At 52.7% G+C, this 20,321-nt stretch carries 15 protein-coding genes, 2 tRNA genes and 1 pseudogene; 10 read left to right on the top strand and 8 right to left on the bottom strand.

Annotation, left to right across the window (positions count from 1 at the left end; genetic code table 11):
* Nucleotide 1: 1 nt before the first annotated feature.
* From IYV58_RS17555 to IYV58_RS17545, 3 genes are read right to left on the bottom strand one after another with little or no spacing between them, the layout of a single operon-like run.
* Complete coding sequence (locus IYV58_RS17555; protein WP_195729167.1) at nucleotides 2-2,098, bottom strand: coiled-coil domain-containing protein; 2,097 nt, start codon at nucleotides 2,096-2,098, stop codon at nucleotides 2-4.
* 23 nt (nucleotides 2,099-2,121) lie between these two features.
* Nucleotides 2,122-4,680, bottom strand: a complete 2,559-nt coding sequence (locus IYV58_RS17550; protein ID WP_195729166.1) for a hypothetical protein — start codon at nucleotides 4,678-4,680, stop codon at nucleotides 2,122-2,124.
* Between the two features lie 2 nt (nucleotides 4,681-4,682).
* Nucleotides 4,683-5,918 carry a DNA cytosine methyltransferase gene (locus tag IYV58_RS17545; RefSeq protein ID WP_195729165.1) on the bottom strand — a complete coding sequence of 412 codons (1,236 nt, stop codon included), beginning with the start codon at nucleotides 5,916-5,918 and terminating at the stop codon, nucleotides 4,683-4,685.
* A 286-nt stretch (nucleotides 5,919-6,204) separates the two neighbouring features.
* Between IYV58_RS17545 and IYV58_RS17540 the strand changes: the two genes are divergently transcribed.
* From IYV58_RS17540 to IYV58_RS17515, 6 genes are all read left to right on the top strand, one after another.
* Entirely contained in the window at nucleotides 6,205-7,215 is a 1,011-nt protein-coding gene (locus IYV58_RS17540) for a DUF4917 family protein (RefSeq protein ID WP_195729164.1), read from the top strand.
* A gap of 277 nt (nucleotides 7,216-7,492) precedes the next feature.
* Nucleotides 7,493-7,966: a hypothetical protein gene (locus IYV58_RS17535; RefSeq protein ID WP_195729163.1), complete on the top strand. Its 474-nt coding sequence runs from the start codon at nucleotides 7,493-7,495 to the stop codon at nucleotides 7,964-7,966.
* Nucleotides 7,963-8,169 carry a helix-turn-helix domain-containing protein gene (locus IYV58_RS17530; protein WP_171996115.1) on the top strand — a complete coding sequence of 69 codons (207 nt, stop codon included), beginning with the start codon at nucleotides 7,963-7,965 and terminating at the stop codon, nucleotides 8,167-8,169. The genes IYV58_RS17535 and IYV58_RS17530 overlap by 4 nt, the downstream gene beginning before the upstream one ends.
* 347 nt (nucleotides 8,170-8,516) lie before the next feature.
* Nucleotides 8,517-8,774 carry an AbrB/MazE/SpoVT family DNA-binding domain-containing protein gene (locus tag IYV58_RS17525; RefSeq protein WP_195729162.1) on the top strand — a complete coding sequence of 86 codons (258 nt, stop codon included), beginning with the start codon at nucleotides 8,517-8,519 and terminating at the stop codon, nucleotides 8,772-8,774.
* Complete coding sequence (locus IYV58_RS17520) at nucleotides 8,775-9,107, top strand: type II toxin-antitoxin system PemK/MazF family toxin (RefSeq protein WP_071583017.1); 333 nt, start codon at nucleotides 8,775-8,777, stop codon at nucleotides 9,105-9,107.
* A gap of 852 nt (nucleotides 9,108-9,959) precedes the next feature.
* Nucleotides 9,960-10,844, top strand: a complete 885-nt coding sequence (locus IYV58_RS17515) for an integrase domain-containing protein (protein ID WP_195729161.1) — start codon at nucleotides 9,960-9,962, stop codon at nucleotides 10,842-10,844.
* Between the two features lie 621 nt (nucleotides 10,845-11,465).
* Here IYV58_RS17515 and IYV58_RS17510 read toward each other — a convergent pair.
* Nucleotides 11,466-12,706: pseudogene (locus IYV58_RS17510) on the bottom strand (tyrosine-type recombinase/integrase).
* 183 nt (nucleotides 12,707-12,889) lie between these two features.
* A tRNA-Asn gene (locus IYV58_RS17505) sits at nucleotides 12,890-12,965 on the bottom strand.
* A 6-nt stretch (nucleotides 12,966-12,971) separates the two neighbouring features.
* Here IYV58_RS17505 and IYV58_RS28605 point away from each other — a divergent pair.
* The 3 genes from IYV58_RS28605 (at nucleotide 12,972) to IYV58_RS17495 (ending at nucleotide 14,816) form a co-directional block, all read left to right on the top strand.
* A complete protein-coding gene (locus tag IYV58_RS28605) occupies nucleotides 12,972-13,151 on the top strand; it encodes a DUF5951 family protein (protein ID WP_220676329.1) in 180 nt (59 codons plus the stop codon).
* Nucleotides 13,152-13,159: 8 nt separating this feature from the next.
* A complete protein-coding gene (locus IYV58_RS17500; protein WP_195729160.1) occupies nucleotides 13,160-14,617 on the top strand; it encodes an EmmdR/YeeO family multidrug/toxin efflux MATE transporter in 1,458 nt (485 codons plus the stop codon).
* Nucleotides 14,618-14,740: 123 nt separating this feature from the next.
* Nucleotides 14,741-14,816 (top strand) — tRNA-Asn (locus tag IYV58_RS17495).
* 824 nt (nucleotides 14,817-15,640) lie between these two features.
* On the opposite strand, the gene IYV58_RS17490 is transcribed toward IYV58_RS17495, so the two are convergent.
* The gene (locus tag IYV58_RS17490) at nucleotides 15,641-17,095 is read right to left on the bottom strand and encodes an AMP nucleosidase (RefSeq protein ID WP_004122234.1); all 1,455 of its coding nucleotides are present in this window, start codon (nucleotides 17,093-17,095) and stop codon (nucleotides 15,641-15,643) included.
* A gap of 131 nt (nucleotides 17,096-17,226) precedes the next feature.
* Complete coding sequence (locus IYV58_RS17485; protein WP_004122231.1) at nucleotides 17,227-17,484, bottom strand: histidine kinase; 258 nt, start codon at nucleotides 17,482-17,484, stop codon at nucleotides 17,227-17,229.
* Nucleotides 17,485-17,661: 177 nt separating this feature from the next.
* Here IYV58_RS17485 and IYV58_RS17480 point away from each other — a divergent pair, with 177 nt between their 5' ends.
* The gene (locus tag IYV58_RS17480; protein ID WP_369893779.1) at nucleotides 17,662-19,197 is read left to right on the top strand and encodes an alpha/beta hydrolase; all 1,536 of its coding nucleotides are present in this window, start codon (nucleotides 17,662-17,664) and stop codon (nucleotides 19,195-19,197) included.
* On the opposite strand, the gene IYV58_RS17475 is transcribed toward IYV58_RS17480, so the two are convergent.
* Complete coding sequence (locus tag IYV58_RS17475) at nucleotides 19,189-20,121, bottom strand: nucleoside recognition domain-containing protein (protein ID WP_004122226.1); 933 nt, start codon at nucleotides 20,119-20,121, stop codon at nucleotides 19,189-19,191. The two genes, IYV58_RS17480 and IYV58_RS17475, sit on opposite strands and share 9 nt — an antisense overlap.
* Nucleotides 20,122-20,321 lie beyond the last annotated feature (200 nt).

Raw genomic sequence — 20,321 nt, 5'->3', positions numbered from 1 at the left:
TTTATGGAGCGCAGATTTCGCTATTTTGCAAATTTGCGAATAAATCGACTAATCGCTTTTGATGCGCCGTTTTGTCTTCGTCGTCGGCCAACCCGACTTCCAGCGCCGCTTTCGTCGCCCGCAGCGTATTTACCACGTTCAGACGATCGCCCGACATTTCATCCGCAATGGCAAGTTTTTCCGCAAGCGATTCTGGCGGCGCGGCTTCGGGCGTTAGTTCGCTATGATGTCTGGTGGAGAGATAAAGCGGCGCACGCGTAATCGCATTTCGAACGACAATGTTTTCCACCGGCAGAAAAAGATGTTCCTCCTTTATCTTTTCCGCTTCCTCGTTATCTTCATTCGTAATTGTGCCGCACACCAGGAATCGTCGGGGCAGATCGCCACTACGCAACCCCTCTTTCAGAGCAGGCAGCCAGAAACGCGCGGCGGAGCATTCGACGCGTTCGATGACGGCAAGAATTGTTCGGGGACGATGGGCGTCACTTAATAACAATCCTTGATAAAGCGGCGTCGCCAGATTATTTCCTGCGCGGATCCACAGATCTTCATAGGAAATAATCGTCGGATCGGCAATTTGTCGGATAGCGCGTCCTGAAGAAATAAGCGACGCGGCGATAGCCAGAAAGTCCTGTGTTTCAGAGCCGTAGAGCAACGGGCATTCGCCGGCAAGCGTCAACGCCAGGAATTGCTCCATCAGTATTTTCCCTTCGTGCGTCAGTAGCTTGTTTTCACTGATGATACGGCCCAGTTCTGCGCGGGAAACTGTTTTAGCTTCGGCGGGAAGACATATCGCAGGGATCGCCGAATGCGCCATTCGACGCGCTTTTTCAGCAATAGCGGCATTGATTTTCTCAAGTTCGATCCGCGCCAGCGCAACGCGCTCTTCAACTTCCCGAAGCGCGCCTGAAGACGCTTCGCGTTTGATCTCCAGAGAAGACAACGTCCGGCGCTGACTTTCGTTTTGACGGCATAAATCTGCGGCGGCGTTTTTCAGCCGGTTGATTTCGCTTTCGAGAGCGTCTTTTTCATGTTTTAACGTTTTTTCTATGCTTAACTGCTTTTCTTCGAATTCCTTTTGTAATTTTTCTTCTTCGTCCAAACGTAATTGCGCGATTTGCTGTTCGATCTCGCTTTTTCTCTCCGTCTGAAAGGCCGTCATTTCCGCTTCAATCGCTTCGCTACGGCGCAGACGTTCGGCGCAAAAAGCTTCGTTGAGCGCTTTTTGTTGTTCGGCGCGCAACCTGTCCCGTTCTTCTTCCGCGATGCTTTGTATCTGGCGTTCAAGCTGAGCGGCGATACGCACGTCATTCAACACAGCTTGGGCGAGTTCTCGGGCCAGCGCGTCCTCTTCTTCTATTTTTTTCGCCAACTCTCCGGAGCGGAGAATCTGAGCGGCAGCCAGCAGATCGTCGACGCCGGATTTCAATTTTCCGTTTTGCTCGTCGACATGCTTGCGAAGCCATGAAGCGATCTGCGTTGACGAGTTGGCTCCGGCAATAAGCTGAACGGCATTTTCAATGTAATGTTTATCAGGTGTCCAGTCATGGCGTCGCGTGGGCGAGGCATCTGCGTCCGGCATATAAAATATTTTGTTATTTTCAGACAGACCGGATACGGAGATGATTCCGCTGTTATTAAATGCATATTCGGCAACGTACTGATTCCGTGACAGAATAAAAAAACCTGGTTTCGACTCTGTCAGGTTCGCCAGAATGACTCCGCCCGCCTCGAAGCGAATAGTCCATTGCCCCGGTTCGCCGCACGTTTCGATGCCTTCCAGGCTCAGACGATGGCGAGCTTTCTGAAGAGACTGCGCCGAGGATAAATCATAATAAGGATAAATACGGCGAGGATGTTTCGCTCTCGTCAATTTGCTGCGCGTATTGGTATCTACCTGAAAGATGATCCAGTCGTTTGGACGAAGCTGAGACGCGTCGAATCCGGTAAGTTCGACTTCACCTGTACGAGGAAACATTTTTTTAGGGTTGTCGATTGCGTGCCAACCATTTTCCGTTTGCTGAGCAACGACTTTAAAATACGAGAACCGATCGTTTCGTCGATCGTATCGGCCAATATACCAGGGAAGATCTTTCATTATTCTTTTCCTTATTTTTCAGCCTATAACGCCAGACGTCCGTTTTGCCACCGCAGGCGCGTTTTCCCGCCGGAATGGCGCGCTGCTGCAACTAAACGATTTGCATCATCGCCGTCATCCGGCGGGAATGGAGCGAAGCATCCGGGAAGCAGTCGATTCAGCCAACGGAAAGCGACGTCGTCGATAGGATAAGCGTATCCGACTTCCGTCGGGCCGCCGTTTCTGAGCATGCTGCGTCGTAATCCCATCGCCAGCGCGTCAGGCAAACCATAATCGTCGGCAAGGCAAATAAAGCGATGATTCCCGACGCGTCTGAATGTCGGGCGGCGCGCACTCACATTCGCGGCGATAATCGCGGCGGTTCGGGATAAGAAAAACGCCATTTTGCGCCGGGAAATAACCTTGTATACATCATGATCGCGCCCGCCCGGATGGACATGGCGCGTTAAAAGCGTCGAGGCGTTATCGGAGGCCGCATGCGGAGAGAAACGCCCTGAACGCCAGTCCCACACTGCTGCTTGAAGGTGGAATTCGGCGGTACGACAGGTCGAGGTTAACGCGAGCGGCGTCATATCAGGCGTTGACGATGTATCAATAAGCGGCCATTCCATAACTCGGGACAACTCGACAGGATCATCGATCTCCGCGCCGCATACGGGAGGAGACCAGACGCTTACGCCGCTGCGACGAAAGCATTTTCCGCCCAGCCCGGAGACCGCTTTTTGAAAATCATCCATAAGGCTGGCGCAGGTAGCGCCTTCCACGACGATCATGCTGTTATCCCCATCGCGGATACGAAGCAGCGAAGGTTTGACTAACGTCCATACCCGACCTTTCCAGCCTTGGCGTAAGCGTGGTTCTATCAGACCTGCGTCATGCAAACAGCGAATCAAATGCCACACATTGACGCTGTCTGCGGCGCGTTCCAGAAGCGCGACCAATTCGATTTCCTCCCATCCGCTGGCGCCGCTTGCGTAAATCGCTTCAAGGAGATGTTCGAGACGTTCATCGTTATTTTCTGTCGTCAGAGGGATCTCAATGTGGAATGCCGGCGTTGTCAGGGGAGACGTCTTCCAATCGGTAAGAGGTTCGAGGCGATATCTGGCGCTATCTTCCTGCGCAGGACGAGGAACGGCGCGCTCGAAAAAACGCGCCCGTTGTCGCCATGGCGGCGTTTTCTCGCCGATTTCCAGCTCAGGTTCGATAATAAACTCGCCGTTAAGAGGCATTGATGACGTCAAGCGTCCATCTTCTTCCCTGACGCTAACTTTCGCGCCGTTTCCCTGAGGCGAGTAAATTCTGTAATTTTGCGTGTCTGAATGTACGGTTGGTAGAAAAGCGGGTAGTCCCAGCCACCCGCCCGGCACTCGGATGCCACCGGAAAGCTGTAAGCGAGAGATCTGTTCATCCAGCGTAGTCGATGATGTTTTCAGCGCACGAAATATTTCCATCGCCGCATGACGACTCTGCGGACGCGACGTCAGAATCCAGTCGTTTTCTGTGACCGCATCGTCAAAATATTGGCTCGCGCGCGCAGCGTATTTACAGGATAACGCGATGTGAAATTTGAAAGAAAACGCATCGGGAGCGGCTATAGCTCTCCAGCATCCATGGCAGACTTGATGGAAAAAGAGCAGGCCGCTCTGCGTGGCGATGCCCAAATTATAGCTATTTCCCGCAGAAGCCGATAATAACGCGTCAGACAACGAAGGGGCGAAAACGCTTTCGTCATTCTCGCTTGCGGCGCTGAAGTAACATCGCGAACCGTCGAAATCGACGCGCATATCGATGAACGCCTTACGCGTCTCAACATCGGAGATCAACGCTATAGCCCGCTGTCGCAAACGCCAGAAAGGCATGTCGGCAAGCGCTCTGCGTCCTGAAAACCAAGCGTCTTTAAACTCGCTAAACGCCTGTTTCAGCGCATGAGCGTGAGAGGCGTTCTCTTTCAGGATAGCGACCTGAAAATAGCTGATCAACAGCCGTGGACTGGAAATGGTTTGCGGATGACTCGTAAGAACACGGCGCATCAAGCGCACATCCGCTTTCCCGGGAAAAGCCAGACGCAGGGTATATCCGATATGGCTCCAGCTTGGGGGGATCTCCGGTAGGCACAGTCGGCGATAAGGTTCTCCTTTCTGAACTCGTCGTTCAAGCCAACCGGCCAGCGCTTCCCACATGGCGTTAACGCCCGCCAGATTCTGATAGCTATGTCCGGTCCGCAGCCAGTTCTGTAACTTCAGGCGAAAGTCATTGTGTCCTTCTTGGGCATCGAATTGACTGCTGATAAGTAGCGTCATGACAAGATAAGTGAAATATCCGGGCGATTTGTCATTGGATCTTTCCATCATGCCGCTTTCAAGGCGCTGAGGCAGATCCGGTATGTTCGACATACAGGTCCGAAATGCTTCTTCTATTTCATCCGCACCGACGCCGCTTCCTGCGAATGCCGCCGAGAGCGTCGACGGCGTCACTTCAAACCAACGAATATCCTGTGCGTCGCCGTCGGCGCCGAAACGGAGAAAATAATCGACTAGCTTACTTTCCCAACCATCAGGTGTTACGGGCAGCGTCCAGTTCATGCCTATCTGTTCTCCGTCTGATGGCTGTCGTTTCGGACCGATGCCGCCAGAGGCTCTAGTATGCGCTCGGCCAGAAAACGGACGGAAGGAACGGCAAGTCCGTCGCCAATGATCTTAAACGCTGATTGATACGCGGTCGGAAGGATAAAATCTTCCGGTAGCCCCATCAATGCCGCCGCTTCTTTAACCGACAGCAGGCGCGTTTTCACCTCGCCTTTATCGGCGACAATAATACGGGCGCGGGATGCGCCGCCTTTCGGCGTTCTCAGACAACCGATAACAGGAGAAAACGTGATTTCTGCTCGTTGCCGGTTAACGCCTTTTTCTCTGCGCATGCGAAGATAAAGACTGCCTATTGTCGTTTCTCCTGATTCCCGCGCCTTCGCCAAACGTGTCAGATGCGCCGGAGCCATCATATCGATCAGTCTTTGGGTTTCATCGGCAGAGTGCCATAATGTGTTTTGATCTTCACAATCAATAAGGTCGGTAAGTTCCTTTGTTCTCGAACCCGGCGCATCGCCGGGCGTCCACCAGATCCAGTCGCCGAGCGTCTCCGCTGGAAGCGCTTCGCAGGCGCGAAGAAGCGAAGAAGAATGCCATTGCGTTAGAGGTTCTTTTGAAAGTAAAGATGCAGGAACGGAGAACTGACGACTAATCGCAACAATAAACACGCGGGGTCTGGATTGAGGCAAAAAGAGCTTTGCATCGATGATCATTGCGCCATAGCGATAGCCCATTTTACTTAACTGGCGACATATCGCAGCGAAATGCCGTCCCTGATCCAATGTCAGCAGCCCAAGGACATTTTCAAGAATCAGTATCGGCGGCTTCCGATTTCCCTCTTCAAGTTTGTCTACTAGATCAAGAAAAGGCCATATCGCGCCGGAACGCGTGGTTTCATCCTCACTAGCGTCGATTTCGCCGATCCCAAGTCCATTACCAGCCAGAGACAAGTCCTGACAGGGAAATGAGGCCCAGACTAAATCTGCGGATCCTGTTAAATCGTCTGGTTTTATTTCACGTACATCGCGGCCATTAAAATGTTCGGCTCCCCAATTTTCGATATAACTCGCCGTTTTTATCGGATCCATATCGTTGGCGAACAGACATCGCCATTTTTTTCCTAAGCCGGCCCGGGCCATTCCGCCACCGGCGAAAAACTCATAGAAGCCAAATTCCGCCTCGCGCGTTTCTTCTGATCCTGATCCGTTCTTGCTCGTAACGGCTTCTTTTTTCATTGCCTGACCATAAATTTATATTGATGAATCGGAGGGGGATGCTTAACTGCCGCAAACGATGCTGTCGGAGAGATAGTCTATAAAATCATGAGGATAATAGCTACATGGACATTCGGCTTATTACCTGGACTTAAGTACTGGTGATGAGCTATCCCTTAACTGTTAATGGTATGTTTCTGATTCGAATAGCGAAATAGATCGTCTGATTTTATTCGCGAGGTTGTGTCGTTGACATAACATATTTATATTTAAAGAAATAATTTATTTATAGACAGGAAAACCGAGTATGGAGTCTGTTATTCGTCCCTGGTCTGAGCTTGAGCAAAGCTATGATGGAACGATCTTATTAGGCAATGGCGCGAGTATCGCCGTAAGCTCTCGTTTTGCGTATAGATCTCTGCTTGAATGCGTCAGACAGCGAGAGAGTCTGGCGGAAGACGCGCGCAGGCTGTTTGATTTTTTTGAAACCGAAGATTTTGAGCTTATCCTCCGCATTGTCTGGCAAGCTTCTAACGTCAATAAATCTTTACGAATTGAGGATGCGCGTACTCACGAAGCCTACCTCAGTATTCGTGAATGCCTTATTCAGGCCGTTCGCGATGTACACCCCGAACACCATGAAGTTAGCGGGCAACTGCCTTGTATTTATGATTTTTTGAAAAGATTCGATACGGTTATTTCGCTCAACTATGACCTTATTGTTTACTGGACGATGACCTACGGCTTGGATAAAAACGATCATCACCGGTTTAAGGACTGTTTTCTTGCCAGAGGCGTTTTTGCAGAAGACTGGCAGCGGTTAAGAGCGCCATACGGCCATGAACAATCCAATACGCTTGTTTTTTATCCGCATGGCAGTCTCGTATTATGTCGAAACCGTATTGAACATGAACATAAAATTCATATCCGGGGAGCGGGGCTGCTTGAATCCATTCTGGAACGATGGCAGAGCGAGGAAGTTATTCCTCTGTTCGTAAGTGAAGGAACGCATAAGCAAAAAGTAAACTCCATTCAAAATAGTTTCTATCTTTCAACGGTTTATAGGGAAGTTCTCGTCGAGCCGCGAGAAAGTCTGGTGATTTTGGGTTGGGGAATGGGGGAGCATGATATACATCTGTTAAAACGCATGGAGGGAACAGGAATACAGCGAGTTGCGGTATCTGTTTTTAGAAGAGATCATGCTTATTGCAACAGGGCAAGTCAATTAATCAAAGAGAATCTGGGGCAGGATGTCCGCATAGAGTTTTTCGACAGCGAAAGTCCCGGTTGTTGGAATAAACCTCTAGAAAATCAATAATATTTCTTCGCTATTCTTGCCTCCTGCATTTGGTTGTAATACCCTATGTAACGAGGACTCAAAACCTCTTTCACGCGGCTAGAACCAACCCCGTTAGTGTTGGCTTTTTTATACCCTCCGTCCGTAAGGACGGAGGGAGTATGCTGCCCGATCAAAGTCGGGAGGGCGACTAATACAACACCCTTCGGGGAAATAAGTCCGCGGTTTCGTGAAGCCGTTTTGAGCCTCCCGGCACCACTTTATGTGGTCATCTCAAAGAAATTTCACGGAGGCATTTATGCCAGATTTCACCCCATATTTCATTAAGGCACCCGGAGAGTTACTTTCCGTGCCCTTCAGTGCCACCACGGATTTCACCGTACTGGCCGATCACTGCGAAACCTTCGCCGAAACCCTGATTGAAAACAACGATCCCACGCTGAAAATGGCGCTCTGCGGCAGACTCAACGCCTGTCTTACACTGTTGCAGCCCACGCTGTTAGACCCCGTTCCTCCCCATCTTATTGAAAGCCTGACCGTTGACACCCTCCCTGCAAATTCCCCCCGTTTCGAGCCTGAATGCACAGAGCTGTGCCGCTACTGTCTCGCCTTGACGCAGACGCTGGCAGGGCAAGGCTTTTACTCTGAAATGGAGAAACACCTTAGCGGCCTGCTGTATGAACTGATCAGCTATTTCGCCGCGGAAATGAAAGCCCCTCGCTGGCTACGCACATCTGAAGGCGTGAAATTTATTGACGAGGTGACGGCATGATGCAACAGGACTGGCATCCCGCTGACATTATTGCTGCGTTAAAAAAGCGGGGAACGTCGCTGGCGGAGGTTTCCCGTAACTCCGGGCTGGCGTCCTCCACGCTGACCAACGCCCTTAACCGCCGCTGGCCCAAAGGCGAAAGATTGATAGCGGAAGCGTTAGGCATCGCGCCTGAGCAAATCTGGCCTTCGCGCTACCGCTGATATCCCTCCGGCGCAGCCCGGATACGGAAGCTGCGCCGCATTTCGTTTATCTGATCCGTCATAATCCTTTGAACCGCAAAAACAGTTTTCTATTATCGACCTTCTTACCACGAACTAAGCTCCCGCCTGTACGAAATGCTTCATGACCTGAAAGAAGCGCCTGATGTATCAGGATGGTCGCCGTTTTACCGGCAATGTCGCCTTTGAAAACTGCCGGATCTGTCCTCTGATGGATTAAGGCTTTCTTCACGCTTTATTACGTTAAGGAAATCACAATGAATCTGATGAATAATTGTGCATCGCCTGCCGTAGATGTTATATTAAAATATAATATTCGGAGGTGCTCTATGTATACAACTCGCCTGAAAAAGGTCGGCGGATCCGTCATGCTGGCAGTTCCCCCCGCCGTGCTGAAAACGCTGGGGCTGTCGACGGACAGCGAAGTGGGCATGACCATTGATAATGGCTGCCTGGTTATTGAACCTCAAAAACGTCCCCGCTATTCGCTCGAAGAACTGCTGGCGCAGTGCGATCCGCATGCTGAAATAAGCGAAGAGAGTCGGGAATGGATTGATGCGCCTGCGGTGGGCAAGGAGATCCTGTAGATGGACAGAGGGGAAATCTGGCTCGTTTCACTGGATCCCACCAGCGGCCATGAACAAAGCGGAAAACGTCCGGTACTCATCGTGTCGAAGGCATCATTTAACAAGCTGACCCAGCTACCCGTTATTGTTCCCGTCACCAGCGGCGGAAACTTTGCTCGCGAAGCAGGTTTTACCGTCTCACTGGACGGCGCGGGAACAAAAACAACGGGTGTTATTCGCTGCGACCAGCCCAGAACTATTGATATGGGAGCCCGGAGCGGTAAGCGACTGGAACGCATACCCGACGCTGTTGTGAATGAAGTGCTGGCCCGACTGGAGGCCATTCTGAGCTGATGCTTTTTATGTAACCTGAACGAGGGCGCTGTCACACACAGTGCCCTCATTTTTTATATCGACACAAAGTGATTAAAAATCCTTTTACAGCTAAAAACAGTTTCTCCTTTCCGCGCCAGTGGTACTGGCATAGTCTCCCCCTTGCTCCATGCTGTCGTTGACAGCGCCACGCTTCACAACCTGAAAGAAGCGCCTGTTATCAGGATGGTTGGTCCGTTTACCGGTGCAGTCCTCTGCAAACACCGGGTCGCAGAACATCGTGATGGAGGCCTGAGTTTTCACTCGATATGTCCTTTTACTGCGCCAGCCTGCTGGTCTGAATCTGCACCGCGCCGGAATTCTCCCGGGTAACCTGTATCTGCTGACACCATCAGCGCCTTTTACCTTTACGGGCTGCGGCCTGCATTGCCGACAGGCTTTGCTGCCGCGTGACCGTAAAACTGCACCAGACGATAAATTTTCAGATGCTGCACCAGTCCGGTGCGTCACTTTAACCGCGCAAAGCGGGAAAGTGACGCACGCAGCCCTTTCGACCTGCACCAGAAAACTCAACTGCGCCAGCTCATTGCTGGATTCTGACACTGCCTTTTCAGGCCATTTTACCCATAAGGAGAACATGAACCGATACCGAGGCGGATCTGGACGATCCGGGGGATAACCCGCTAAGGCGGGCGGCTGCTCAGAGAGCACAACCGAAGCCCCACCACACCTCAACAGCCGTCGCCCCGGCGCTCAGGTATCGTTCGCAGCCCCGACAAAAAAACAGGGGCTATCGGCCTGTGCGCCGGGGAAAGCTGTAGCAGTGTTGGTTTTTTGGAGATGAGTTTGCAGCAATCATGAAAAGGGGAAAATATGGGGATTCTGGAGCAGGAAATGAAGCGACTGGCGCAGCAGGCGGGCGGCAGCCATAAGACCGTTCACGACCGTATTAAGCTGGCGCAGCGGTTTTGTGAGCGTCTGGTTCTGGCGCAGAATGTGCAGATCCGCCGGGTGGAACAGCTTAAGGCGCGGCATATTGAAGGCTATGTCCGTGAACGACTGGCGCAGGGCATCACGAAGCGTTCCCTGCAAAACGAAATGGCGGCAGTGCGCTGCATTCTGAAACAGGCCGGACGTGACAGGCTAGCGCAGAGTGAACGGCTGAATAACCGCTCGCTGGGATTGTCCGGCGCATCCCGCAACGGTACGAAGCTGGCTATCACGCCGGAGCAGTATCGTGACGTGCTGGAGACGGCCCGCGCAAAAGATCCGGGGATGGCGGCAGCGCTGGAGCTCTCAAGGCTGATGGGGTTGCGGTCGCAGGAGGCGGTGCAGAGCGTACAGTCGCTGAAAACGTGGCGACAGGCGCTGGAGCGCGGTGACACCTGTTTAACCGTGGTGTTTGGCACCAAAGGCGGGCGGCCCCGGGAGACGATTATTCTTGATGCTGGCGCTGTCAGAAAAGCGCTGGATAATGCGCTGGTTGTGGCAGAAGATCGTCACGGCAGGCTGATAGATAAGCCGGATCTGAAAAGTGCGATGAAGTACTGGCACAGTCAGGCATCACGTCTCGGGTTAACGGGCGCATACTCCCCGCACTCGTTGCGCTATGCGTGGGCGCAGGATGCGATCCGTCATTATCTGGTGCAGGGATTTAGTGAGAAGGAAGCGCTGACAATGACGGCGATGGATTTGGGGCACGGTGACGGACGTGGGCGGTATGTGGCGCAGGTTTACGGGCGAAGGGATACTGACTGATAGCCGTTGTCTTGAAAATATCGAGTTATTCATCGGTTTTCGGGCAAAATTATTTGCCCCAAATAATTTTGGGTGGTTTCCTATTGATCTCAGAGGTATTAATCGGTTTTCGTACAAAAAATTTTGGCCCCAAAATTTTTTGTACGCTTTCCTCTCAATAACAATCCTTTTGAACGGTATGGCCTATTAACAGGCTTCTGGTGCAGCATGATGGTATTTTTTCTGGTGATTGTGCCAACAAAAGGAAAAAGGCCAGTTAAAGGTAAAGGGCGACTAAGGGTAACAGCGCCAGACCGGAAAAGGCCAAAGGGCTGAAAGGGCCAAAGGGCTGAAAGGGCCTTAGCACTGGTGCAGGTATGATGTATCGGGGAATCGGTTTCTGGTGCAGATTATCTGGCAGCTATCGCCTGAAATTATTCACTGTGAATAATTTTCGTTATTTGCCTATTGATTCATAATATATTGATAGATTTTCGTACAAAATTATTCTACGTCGAATAATTTTGTACGCTTTCCGATTAATAACCAATAAATTGAAGAGAAATCCTTTTAATGCAAAAAGCAGATCCGGATTCAATCAGGATCTGCTTTTCATTTTTAACAAATTATGTAGTTACTGGCTCAGGCCGCTTTATGTTGTCGCGCATAAATATACGGCGCGACGTATCCCTCGCGGCTCACGTCCAGATAGTCTGACCACCACTGCATCATGGCTTTACGAGCGTCGAGATGTTCAGCGCGATGGATATACGCCGCCCGGACGCTGTTGCGTTCCTGATGACTCATCTGCCGCTCCACGGTATCCCGCGACCAGAGTTCAGATTCCACCAGTGCGCTACAGGCCATTGCCCGGAAACCATGCCCGCAGACATCGGTTTTGGTATCGTAGTCCATCAGACGCAGCGCCCGGTTGATGGTGTTTTCACTCATCGGCTTATACGGGTTATGGTCTCCGGGGAACACCAGTTCCAGATGGCCGGAAATTTCGTGTATCTGCTTCAGAATGGCGATAGCCTGTCGGGAAAGCGGGACAATATGCGGGGTGCGCATTTTTGCGCCACGACCAGAGAAACGGACTTTCTCAATCGTTTCCCTTGTGGCGGGGATGGTCCAGATTTTGTGTCTGAAATCTATCTCGCTCCAGCGGGCGAAGCGCAGTTCACTGGAGCGAATAAACAGATGGAGTGTCAGCACCACCGCCAGCCTCGTAAGCTGCCGTCCCTGCTGATAGTTGCCAATGCGCTCAAACAATTCGGGCAACCGCTCCAGCGGCAGGGCGGGATAGTGATTTTTAACCGGCGGTGCGGTGACGCCTTCCAGATGCTGCGCCGGGTTGCTTTCAGTCAGTCCCTGCTGAACGGCATAACGCATGATGTTGCAAAGCTGCTGCCGGGTTCTGGACGCGACTTCGAGAAAGCCTTTATCCTCGATAACCCGCAGTAATGCGGTGAAATGCTGCGTTTTCAGCATCGTGACGGGCAGATGACCGATTGCCGGGAAGATATGGTTTTTCATGCTGGCAAGAATGCGCTCTGCATAGTCAGCCGACCACTTTTTGTTGGTTTTGTGCCATGCCACCGCAACGGCCTCAAAGCATTTTTCCGGTGATGCGGCGGCTTTTTCAGTCATGCGCTGCTGTGCAGGGTTGATATTCTGCGCCAGCAGTTTACGAATACCGTCGCGTTGTTGGCGGGCTTCGGCGAGTGAAATCAGCGGATACGCGCCCAGACTGATACGGGATTCTTTGCCGTTAAAACGATATTTGAGGTACCAGGTACGCGAGCCGCCGGATTAACCAGCAGGTACAGACCGTGCGAATCAGACAATTTTACGGGTTTAGAAGGGGACTTTAAGTTGCGGATTTTTGAATCGTTTTAAAGACATTTGGGGGTCACTCCAGAATCGAACCAAACTGACCCCAGATCTGACCACCAAATTTCCCGGATGCAGAGAGAAAACCAGATACGCATCGGGAAAGGTTTTCACGCTAACTTATTGAATCATAAACAGATAAAGACTCATAAAGAAGCATAAAAACAAGAATATGGCTCCTCTGACTGGACTCGAACCAGTGACATACGGATTAACAGTCCGCCGTTCTACCGACTGAACTACAGAGGAATCGTTGTGGAGTCGTATCTTAGCGGCGAAAAAACTTTTGTCAAACATCTATTCGCCGTCTGTTGTTCAACTGGCGCATCCATCAACAAATTGTCGCCATTATCGACAATTTATCGGGAAAAATGCTTTGCAGGATTAGCTTTTCTCTATCATCATTTGAAATGTAGTTTCAACTTTTCTCACTAAGGTCTCCCTTGAACGTCACCGCCGCCTTACGCCAGTCCGTCGAACGCACGTCCTGGTTTAAAAAACGCAAGAGCTATCGCGCCCTCTACTGGCGTGAAATCAGCCCGCTTGCGGTCCCGATTTTGCTGGAAAACGCCTGCGTACTGCTGATGGGCGTGTTGAGTACTTTCCTGGTCAGTTGGCTCGGTAAAGAAGCCATGGCGGGCGTTGGCCTGGCCGATAGCTTCAACATGGTGATTATGTCCTTTTTTGCCGCCATCGACCTCGGTACGACCGTGGTGGTGGCGTTTAGCCTGGGAAAACGTGACCGGCGGCGGGCAAGGGCGGCAGCGCGCCAGTCGCTGGCGATAATGACCCTGTTTTCGATTCTTCTCGCGGCCGTTATCCATGCTTTTGGCGCGGAAATTATTAATTTTGTCGCCGGAGATGCGACAGAAGAGGTGAAAGGTCTGGCGCTCACCTACCTTGAACTGACGGTATTGAGCTATCCGGCCGCAGCCATCGCCCTGATCGGCAGCGGCGCGCTACGCGGCGCTGGAACCACTAAAATTCCGCTGTTGATCAACGGCGGGATGAATATTCTCAATATTATCATCAGCAGCATCCTGATTTACGGCATTTTCTCGTGGCCCGGCATGGGATTCGTCGGCGCCGGTCTTGGATTGACGATTGCCCGCTATATTGGCGCGGTGGCCACCATTTGGGTGCTAATGATCGGTTTTAACCCAGCGCTGCGCATTTCGCTGAAGAGCTATTTTAAGCCGTTTAACTTCGCCATTATCTGGGAAGTGATGGGTATCGGTATTCCCGCCAGCATTGAATCGGTCTTGTTTAACGGCGGCAAGCTGCTGACGCAAATGTTTGTCGCCGGGATGGGGACCAACGTGATTGCCGGCAACTTTATCGCCTTCTCGGTTGCCGCGCTGATCAACCTGCCGGGGAATGCCCTCGGTTCGGCGTCGACCATTATTACCGGCCGACGTCTCGGAAAAGGGCAGATTGGCCAGGCGGAGCGTCAGGCGTGGCATGTCTTCTGGCTGTCGACCATCATTTTGACGGTGATTGCCTGGGGAACCGCGCCACTTGCCGGTCTGATTGCCTCGTTCTATACCAGCGAAGAAGATGTCAAAGTGGTGGTAAAAGAGCTGCTGTGGCTGAACGCCTTCTTTATGCCGATTTGGGCGATGGCATGGACGTTGCCGTGCGCCTTTAAAGGGGCGCGTGACGTGCGCTACACCATGTGGGTCTCCATGCTGGGTATGTGGGGCTGTCGCGTGGTGGCGGGCTATACGCTGGGGATTGTATTGGGGATGGGTGTTATCGGCGTTTGGCTCGGGATGGTGCTTGACTGGGCGGTGCGCGGCGTTCTTTTTTACTGCCGAATGGTTAGCGGGCGCTGGCTGTGGAAGTATCCGCGAACGAAAGTGCGGGCCGATGAGACCCGCGCGCAGGTTGAAGAAACGTAACATGCGGTGGGCAACGGGACTTTTTGCCCAAAGTGGAGAATTATTCGGCAAACGGTTTGAAATGTGAAAACAGCCTTTGACAAGGTGGGGCGCCATCGATAATATGCGCCCCGTTCACACGATTCCTCTGTAGTTCAGTCGGTAGAACGGCGGACTGTTAATCCGTATGTCACTGGTTCGAGTCCAGTCAGAGGAGCCAAATTTAAGAAGCCCGCTTAAGGAAACTTAAGCGGGCTTTTTGCTTTCTATTCCATAGACACGAGGGTGGCGACGACGGGGCACAGAAGAACATACCCTGCGTACCATCAGGTTTTTAAAACCAGGATACAATAAGGGAAATTAGCCCGATCGCGACCGTCCAGAAAAAAAGAGTTGCTAATATAATAAACAGGCGGATATTCCCTATGGTTAATTTCATAAAGCTGTCTTCCCTACTTTTACGAAAATAGTACATTGCCGATCGCGATTGATAAGCGTATCCATGGTTGCTTACAGTCGACATGCGCAATTTTATCTCTGGTAATGTCGTAACAAGATGTTTGTTGCAAGTAACCTGTCGCTATTAAAGGATAATTCCAGGGTAGAGTAGCGCCCATAGATAACTCTTTGATTATTTTGATCTCTCTTTGGCGCTGTCTATTTTGTATGGTTGTTTTGTAACCTGTGAATTTCTGTAATAAATTTAAAGGGTTACGAGACTCCATGCAAGTGTTAAGCAGGCCACGGCTGGGCGTTTTATGGCTACGGGAAAAATGATACCGAAGTGTTAATTAAATGTTTATTTTTTTAATCGGCGTAGCGGATTTTTAATTGCGGCAGTTTGGCAATAATATTTCGCGGATAGGCAATATGGGCGTGTTCTGCGGAATTTTTACCACAAAAGAAAATAAATCCTTTATTTTATAACGGCAGGAGAGTGGCTATTGACCCTCTGCCGAATGACTCTTCTTGGCTAACGCTCAGTCCGGAAAGTGTAAATATTTCACGCCATCCGGACTGAGTTTATTCTGCGCGTATTAGCGCTTAGCGGAACGGCGGTTCGTTGAAGGTTCTCAGCTTGCGCGAATGCATGTGGTCACCTTCGGCACGCAGCAGGTCAATCGCCCGGATACCAATCTGCAAATGTTCGGAGATAGCCCCTTCATAGAAGCGGTTCGCCTGGCCCGGAAGCTTAATTTCGCCGTGCAGCGGTTTATCGGAGACGCACAGCAGGGTGCCGTAGGGGACACGGAAGCGATAGCCCTGGGCGGCAATGGTCGCGCTTTCCATATCGATAGCCACCGCGCGGCTGAGGTTAAAACGCAGCGCCGAGGCCGAGTAGCGCAGCTCCCAGTTACGATCGTCGGTGGTGACCACCGTTCCGGTACGCAGCCGCTGTTTAACTTCTTCACCGGGCATGCCGCTGACCTGCTTCGTGGCATCGTAGAGCGCGCGCTGAACTTCGGCAATGCTCGGAATCGGGATATCCGGCGGCAGCACCGCATCCAGCACATGGTCGTCGCGCAGATAGGCGTGGGCCAGCACGTAGTCGCCGATATTCTGGCTTTCACGCAGGCCGCCGCAGTGGCCAATCATCAGCCAGACGTCCGGACGCAGCACCGCCAGATGGTCGCAGATATTTTTGGCATTCGCCGGGCCGACGCCAATATTAATCAACGTGATCCCCTGGCCGTCTTTGGTGATCAAGTGCCAGGCGGGCATCTGGTGCTTTTTCCACGCCAGATCGGAAATCGCCTCTTCCGGCGCCTCCGTGTCCGCTGTTATCCAGATCCCCCCCGCGCAGGAGAGGGCGATATAGGGACTCTCGGGATCGAGAATTTGGCTACAGCCCCAGCGCACGAACTCATCGACGTAGCGGGTGTAGTTGGTAAACAGCATATACGGCTGGAAATGATCAACCGGCGTGCCGGTATAGTGACGCAGGCGCGCCAGCGAGAAATCGACTCGGCGGGCGTCGAAGTGCGAAAGCGGATAGTATTCCGTCGAATGAAACAGGCCATCGGCGGTTTCATCGCCAATTTGCGACAGTTCGGTGGTGGGGAAAAAGCGCGTCAAGCCGGCGCTCATTGAACGGTCGAGCGTAAGCTCTGAGCCATCAATGACGTACGGATAGGGGATCTCATGCTGCGATAGCCCGACGGTAATCGCGGCATCGTAATCCTGATACAGCATGGTGAGCTGTTCCAGCAGATAGGCGCGAAACAGTTTAGGGTTAGTAATAGTGGTGGTATAGCAACCGCTATGGGTAAAACGACCCCAGGCCCGGGTTTTTAACGCTTTATGTTCCGCTCCGTCCCACGATACCGACAGCTGCGGGTAAACGAACAGCCCTTCCGCACGGGCGCTATTCTCGGGAAGGATATTGTGGTGGATATAGTCGCCGATGGCTTTACGCAGCGCATTGACCGATTTTTCATAGAGCGCTTCGAGTTGCGTAAGCGCCTGTTCTGGGGTCAGCCTGGCGGCTTGCTGGTTCATGACTTACTCCTTGTTTCTGCTCTGCTGACGTTTTGCTTAGTATGTCACAGGCTGAACCAGGCGTAGGACAATTTCACCCGCTGAGTTGAGAAAGTACTGAGATTAGAACCGGTTGATGCTGAGTACGTTGCTTAATGCGCGGTGATATTCATGATGGCCCCCCAGCGTTCAGCGCTGAAATGCGTGGCGTTGAGCACTTTAATCGTGATCGATTTATCGCCGTTGATGCAGTACAGCGCGTTAGCCAACGGCGTGAGCTTATCGCCTTCCTGTAAACGTCGGCCGCAGGGCGTGAGTTCGGCAATGATCGTTAACTGGCCGCTTTGCAGAACCGCGTGGGCATGTGTAGACGTCGAGGTCTCGCGTAGTTTCTTAATCCACCATTCCATTTGTTTATTCCTGACCTGTTACACTCCGGCGATAATTCATGTTTGCTCCTCATCTGACAATAAGAACAGGCGGTTGGTTTAGTCTATGTTTAATAAGTGAATCGCAGGATCGGATTCGCTCTGAGTAATACCACCCGCCCTGGCAGTTAAAGAGATAATTCGGACAGAAATATGGCAATGATGCGTTTTACCCGCCTGCTGAATAAGTCGGGCTTAAGAATGGTCTCAGTGGCGAAAAAAGCCATCATTGGGCTGCTGGTGGTCGTGATAGTCTTTTTTATTGGCCGTATTTACGAGTCGCAGCGCGGCCCGGCGCTGCACCGCTGGCATACCTGGACGGCGAATGAAATGACCGCCAGCGAGATTGACCACGCCACTTTTGCTGAATACCAGGCGCGGGAAGCGGCGATCTTCCGCGATATGAAAAGCAAAATTACCGATACGCTGAGCGACGATGAAAAAACGGCCATTAACCGCTTTTACGCGCAAAGCCTGGTCTATCCGGATAAGTTTCATCCCGACTGGAACCGCTCCTTTATTCTGCTGCCGCAGGGCAAACCGCGCGGCGCGGCGGTGCTGCTCCACGGCCTGACGGATTCGCCCTACAGCGTACATTATCTGGCGCAGCGCTATCAGCAGCTGGGATTTGTCGCCGTCGCGCCGCGTCTGCCTGGACACGGGACTGCCCCCGGCGCGCTCACCGCGGTGGACCGTGAAGAGTGGATAGCGACGACCCGGCTTGCGGTGCGCGAAGCGACGCGGCTGGCGGGGGATGACGCGCCGCTGCACGTGGTTGGCTACTCCAACGGCGGGGCGCTGGCGCTGAAGTACGCCCTCGATAGCCTTGAGGATAAATCGCTACGCCGGCCGCAGCAGGTCATCCTGCTGTCGCCAATGATTGGCGTGACCGCATTTGCCCGTTTCGCCGGGTTGGCCGGTTTACCCTCTGTGTTTCCGGCCTTCGCCCGCGCGGCATGGCTGAACATCGTGCCGGAATTTAACCCCTATAAATACAATTCGTTCCCGGTGAAGGCGGCAAGGCAGTCGTGGCTATTGTCGCAGGCGCTGCAGCAGCAAATCGTGCAGGAAGCGCAGAGTAAGCGGCTTTCTGAACTGGCGCCGGTATTAACTTTCCAGTCGGTGATGGATTCTACGGTCAGCACCCGGGCGGTGGTGGATTCGCTCTATCGCTATCTACCGGATAACGGTAGCGAACTGGTAATTTTCGATATTAACCAGGCGGCGAATTTGCGCGCGTTATTCCGTCCGTCGCTCTATTCGGCGGTGAATACGTTATTGCCGCCGGCGCCGCGGCCCTACGGCACCACGGTGATCACCAACGCCGCGCCCGACACCTACGAGACGGTGGCCCGCACCACGCTTGCCGGGACGCGAAGCGAAACCGTGACGCCGCTGCATATCGCCTGGCCGCAGGATATGTACTCCCTGTCGCATGTGGCGGTGCCGTTCCCGCTGAGCGATTCGCTCTATGGCCGCGAACCGGCGGAGAAAAATCGCTACGGGATCAGCATCGGGACGATCTCGTTGCGCGGAGAAACCGCCACGCTGAGCGTCGGGTTGGATACGCTGATGCGCGTCACGTCCAACCCCTTTTTCCCGTGGATGATGGTGAGAATTAACCATCATATCGCCTGTAGCGATCGGGCTGATATCGCTGCCTGTCTTCGCCCAGAGTCGGCAGCGTCAGAATAGCGTAAGATGCATCACGGTACGGATGGCGATCCCGGCGATTGCGCCGGTCGCGGCGAAGCGGAACAGGCGTACGAAGCGCGAGCTGACGCCCAGAAAGATGCCGATGCCGGGGAGGTCGAAGGTCTGCACCAACAGGCCCGCCGAGGCGTTGATCTGGCTTACGGTCACTTTACCCTGCTGAACGAGCTCGGAGACCACGCCAAAGTAGGCCGTACCGCCGGCCACGCATTTGACCAGCGCCGGCAGCACGAAGTTAACCGGAATATTCAGCCACAGCAGCAGCGGCATCAGCAGGCGCTGGAGCATCTCAATCAGGCCCGCCGCCTGCATGAAACCGACGATAGCCAGCGACAGGATCAGCATGGGCACCGCGCCGAGGGCCAGGCGAATGGCGTCGGCGCCGGCGCTGTTGATAACGGCGATAATCCCCTGGTTATTTTGCTCGGCCTCAGGCAGCGCTTCGGCCCGCGCGTTTTCAACCATTGACAGCCTGCGGCCGGTGATATGCCAGGTGACCGCGGCGGCGCACAGTCCGCCGACAATCGAGATGACGATAGAGGCCAGCCAGTGCAGGCCGAAGGGCGTTAACGGATAAAACACGTTGCCTTGGCCCATGGCGAAAAGCATCGCCAGCGTGGCGGCCATCTGCCGATCCGAAGCGCCGCGTTTATCCATAATCGCAAGAGTCGCCAGCGGGGCGGCGAAGCTGACAAAATTCATCTGAATCAGGGCAAACGCGCTCATCCCGGTTAAGCCGAACGGCTTAAGCAGCGGGGCGAGCCAGCGAACGATAACGTCCAGTACCCCGCGTACCTCGAGATATTTCATCACGATGAGCATGACGACCATGATTGGCAACAGCGTATAAAGCGCCACATCGACGGAGGTTTTCCCCGCCGACATAATAATGCTGATGAAGTCCATCTATTTCTCAATCACTACGGACAGAAAGGATAATTAGCGCCATCATAATCCCAGCGGCAAGGAATTGAAATCGCCGTGGCGGTTCTCACTGTCCTGAAATGGGCGCTTAACTGGACTTGCATTTAGCCCCTGGCCGGTGCAGAAAATTTGTTTGCCGATATTTGCAAAGCCTGTTTTTTGTTCCCAAACTGAATGAACAC

The organism is Klebsiella sp. BDA134-6 (assembly GCF_015601345.1).
In the GTDB taxonomy this organism is placed as follows: domain Bacteria; phylum Pseudomonadota; class Gammaproteobacteria; order Enterobacterales; family Enterobacteriaceae; genus Klebsiella; species Klebsiella grimontii.
Note: the sequence above shows the minus strand (reverse complement) of the source record. Positions and strands in the feature narration are given on the sequence as shown.

Coding starts and splice junctions, on each gene's coding strand:
- IYV58_RS17525 (WP_195729162.1), top strand. CDS start 8,517: ATGTATACAACTCGCCTGAAAAAGGTCGGCGGATCCGTCATGCTGGCA.
- IYV58_RS17490 (WP_004122234.1), bottom strand. CDS start 17,095: ATGAACCAGCAAGCCGCCAGGCTGACCCCAGAACAGGCGCTTACGCAA.
- IYV58_RS17530 (WP_171996115.1), top strand. CDS start 7,963: ATGATGCAACAGGACTGGCATCCCGCTGACATTATTGCTGCGTTAAAA.
- IYV58_RS17520 (WP_071583017.1), top strand. CDS start 8,775: ATGGACAGAGGGGAAATCTGGCTCGTTTCACTGGATCCCACCAGCGGC.
- IYV58_RS17515 (WP_195729161.1), top strand. CDS start 9,960: ATGGGGATTCTGGAGCAGGAAATGAAGCGACTGGCGCAGCAGGCGGGC.
- IYV58_RS17550 (WP_195729166.1), bottom strand. CDS start 4,680: ATGAACTGGACGCTGCCCGTAACACCTGATGGTTGGGAAAGTAAGCTA.
- IYV58_RS17480 (WP_369893779.1), top strand. CDS start 17,662: ATGATGCGTTTTACCCGCCTGCTGAATAAGTCGGGCTTAAGAATGGTC.
- IYV58_RS17475 (WP_004122226.1), bottom strand. CDS start 20,121: ATGGACTTCATCAGCATTATTATGTCGGCGGGGAAAACCTCCGTCGAT.
- IYV58_RS17555 (WP_195729167.1), bottom strand. CDS start 2,098: ATGAAAGATCTTCCCTGGTATATTGGCCGATACGATCGACGAAACGAT.
- IYV58_RS17535 (WP_195729163.1), top strand. CDS start 7,493: ATGCCAGATTTCACCCCATATTTCATTAAGGCACCCGGAGAGTTACTT.
- IYV58_RS17545 (WP_195729165.1), bottom strand. CDS start 5,918: ATGAAAAAAGAAGCCGTTACGAGCAAGAACGGATCAGGATCAGAAGAA.
- IYV58_RS17485 (WP_004122231.1), bottom strand. CDS start 17,484: ATGGAATGGTGGATTAAGAAACTACGCGAGACCTCGACGTCTACACAT.
- IYV58_RS17540 (WP_195729164.1), top strand. CDS start 6,205: ATGGAGTCTGTTATTCGTCCCTGGTCTGAGCTTGAGCAAAGCTATGAT.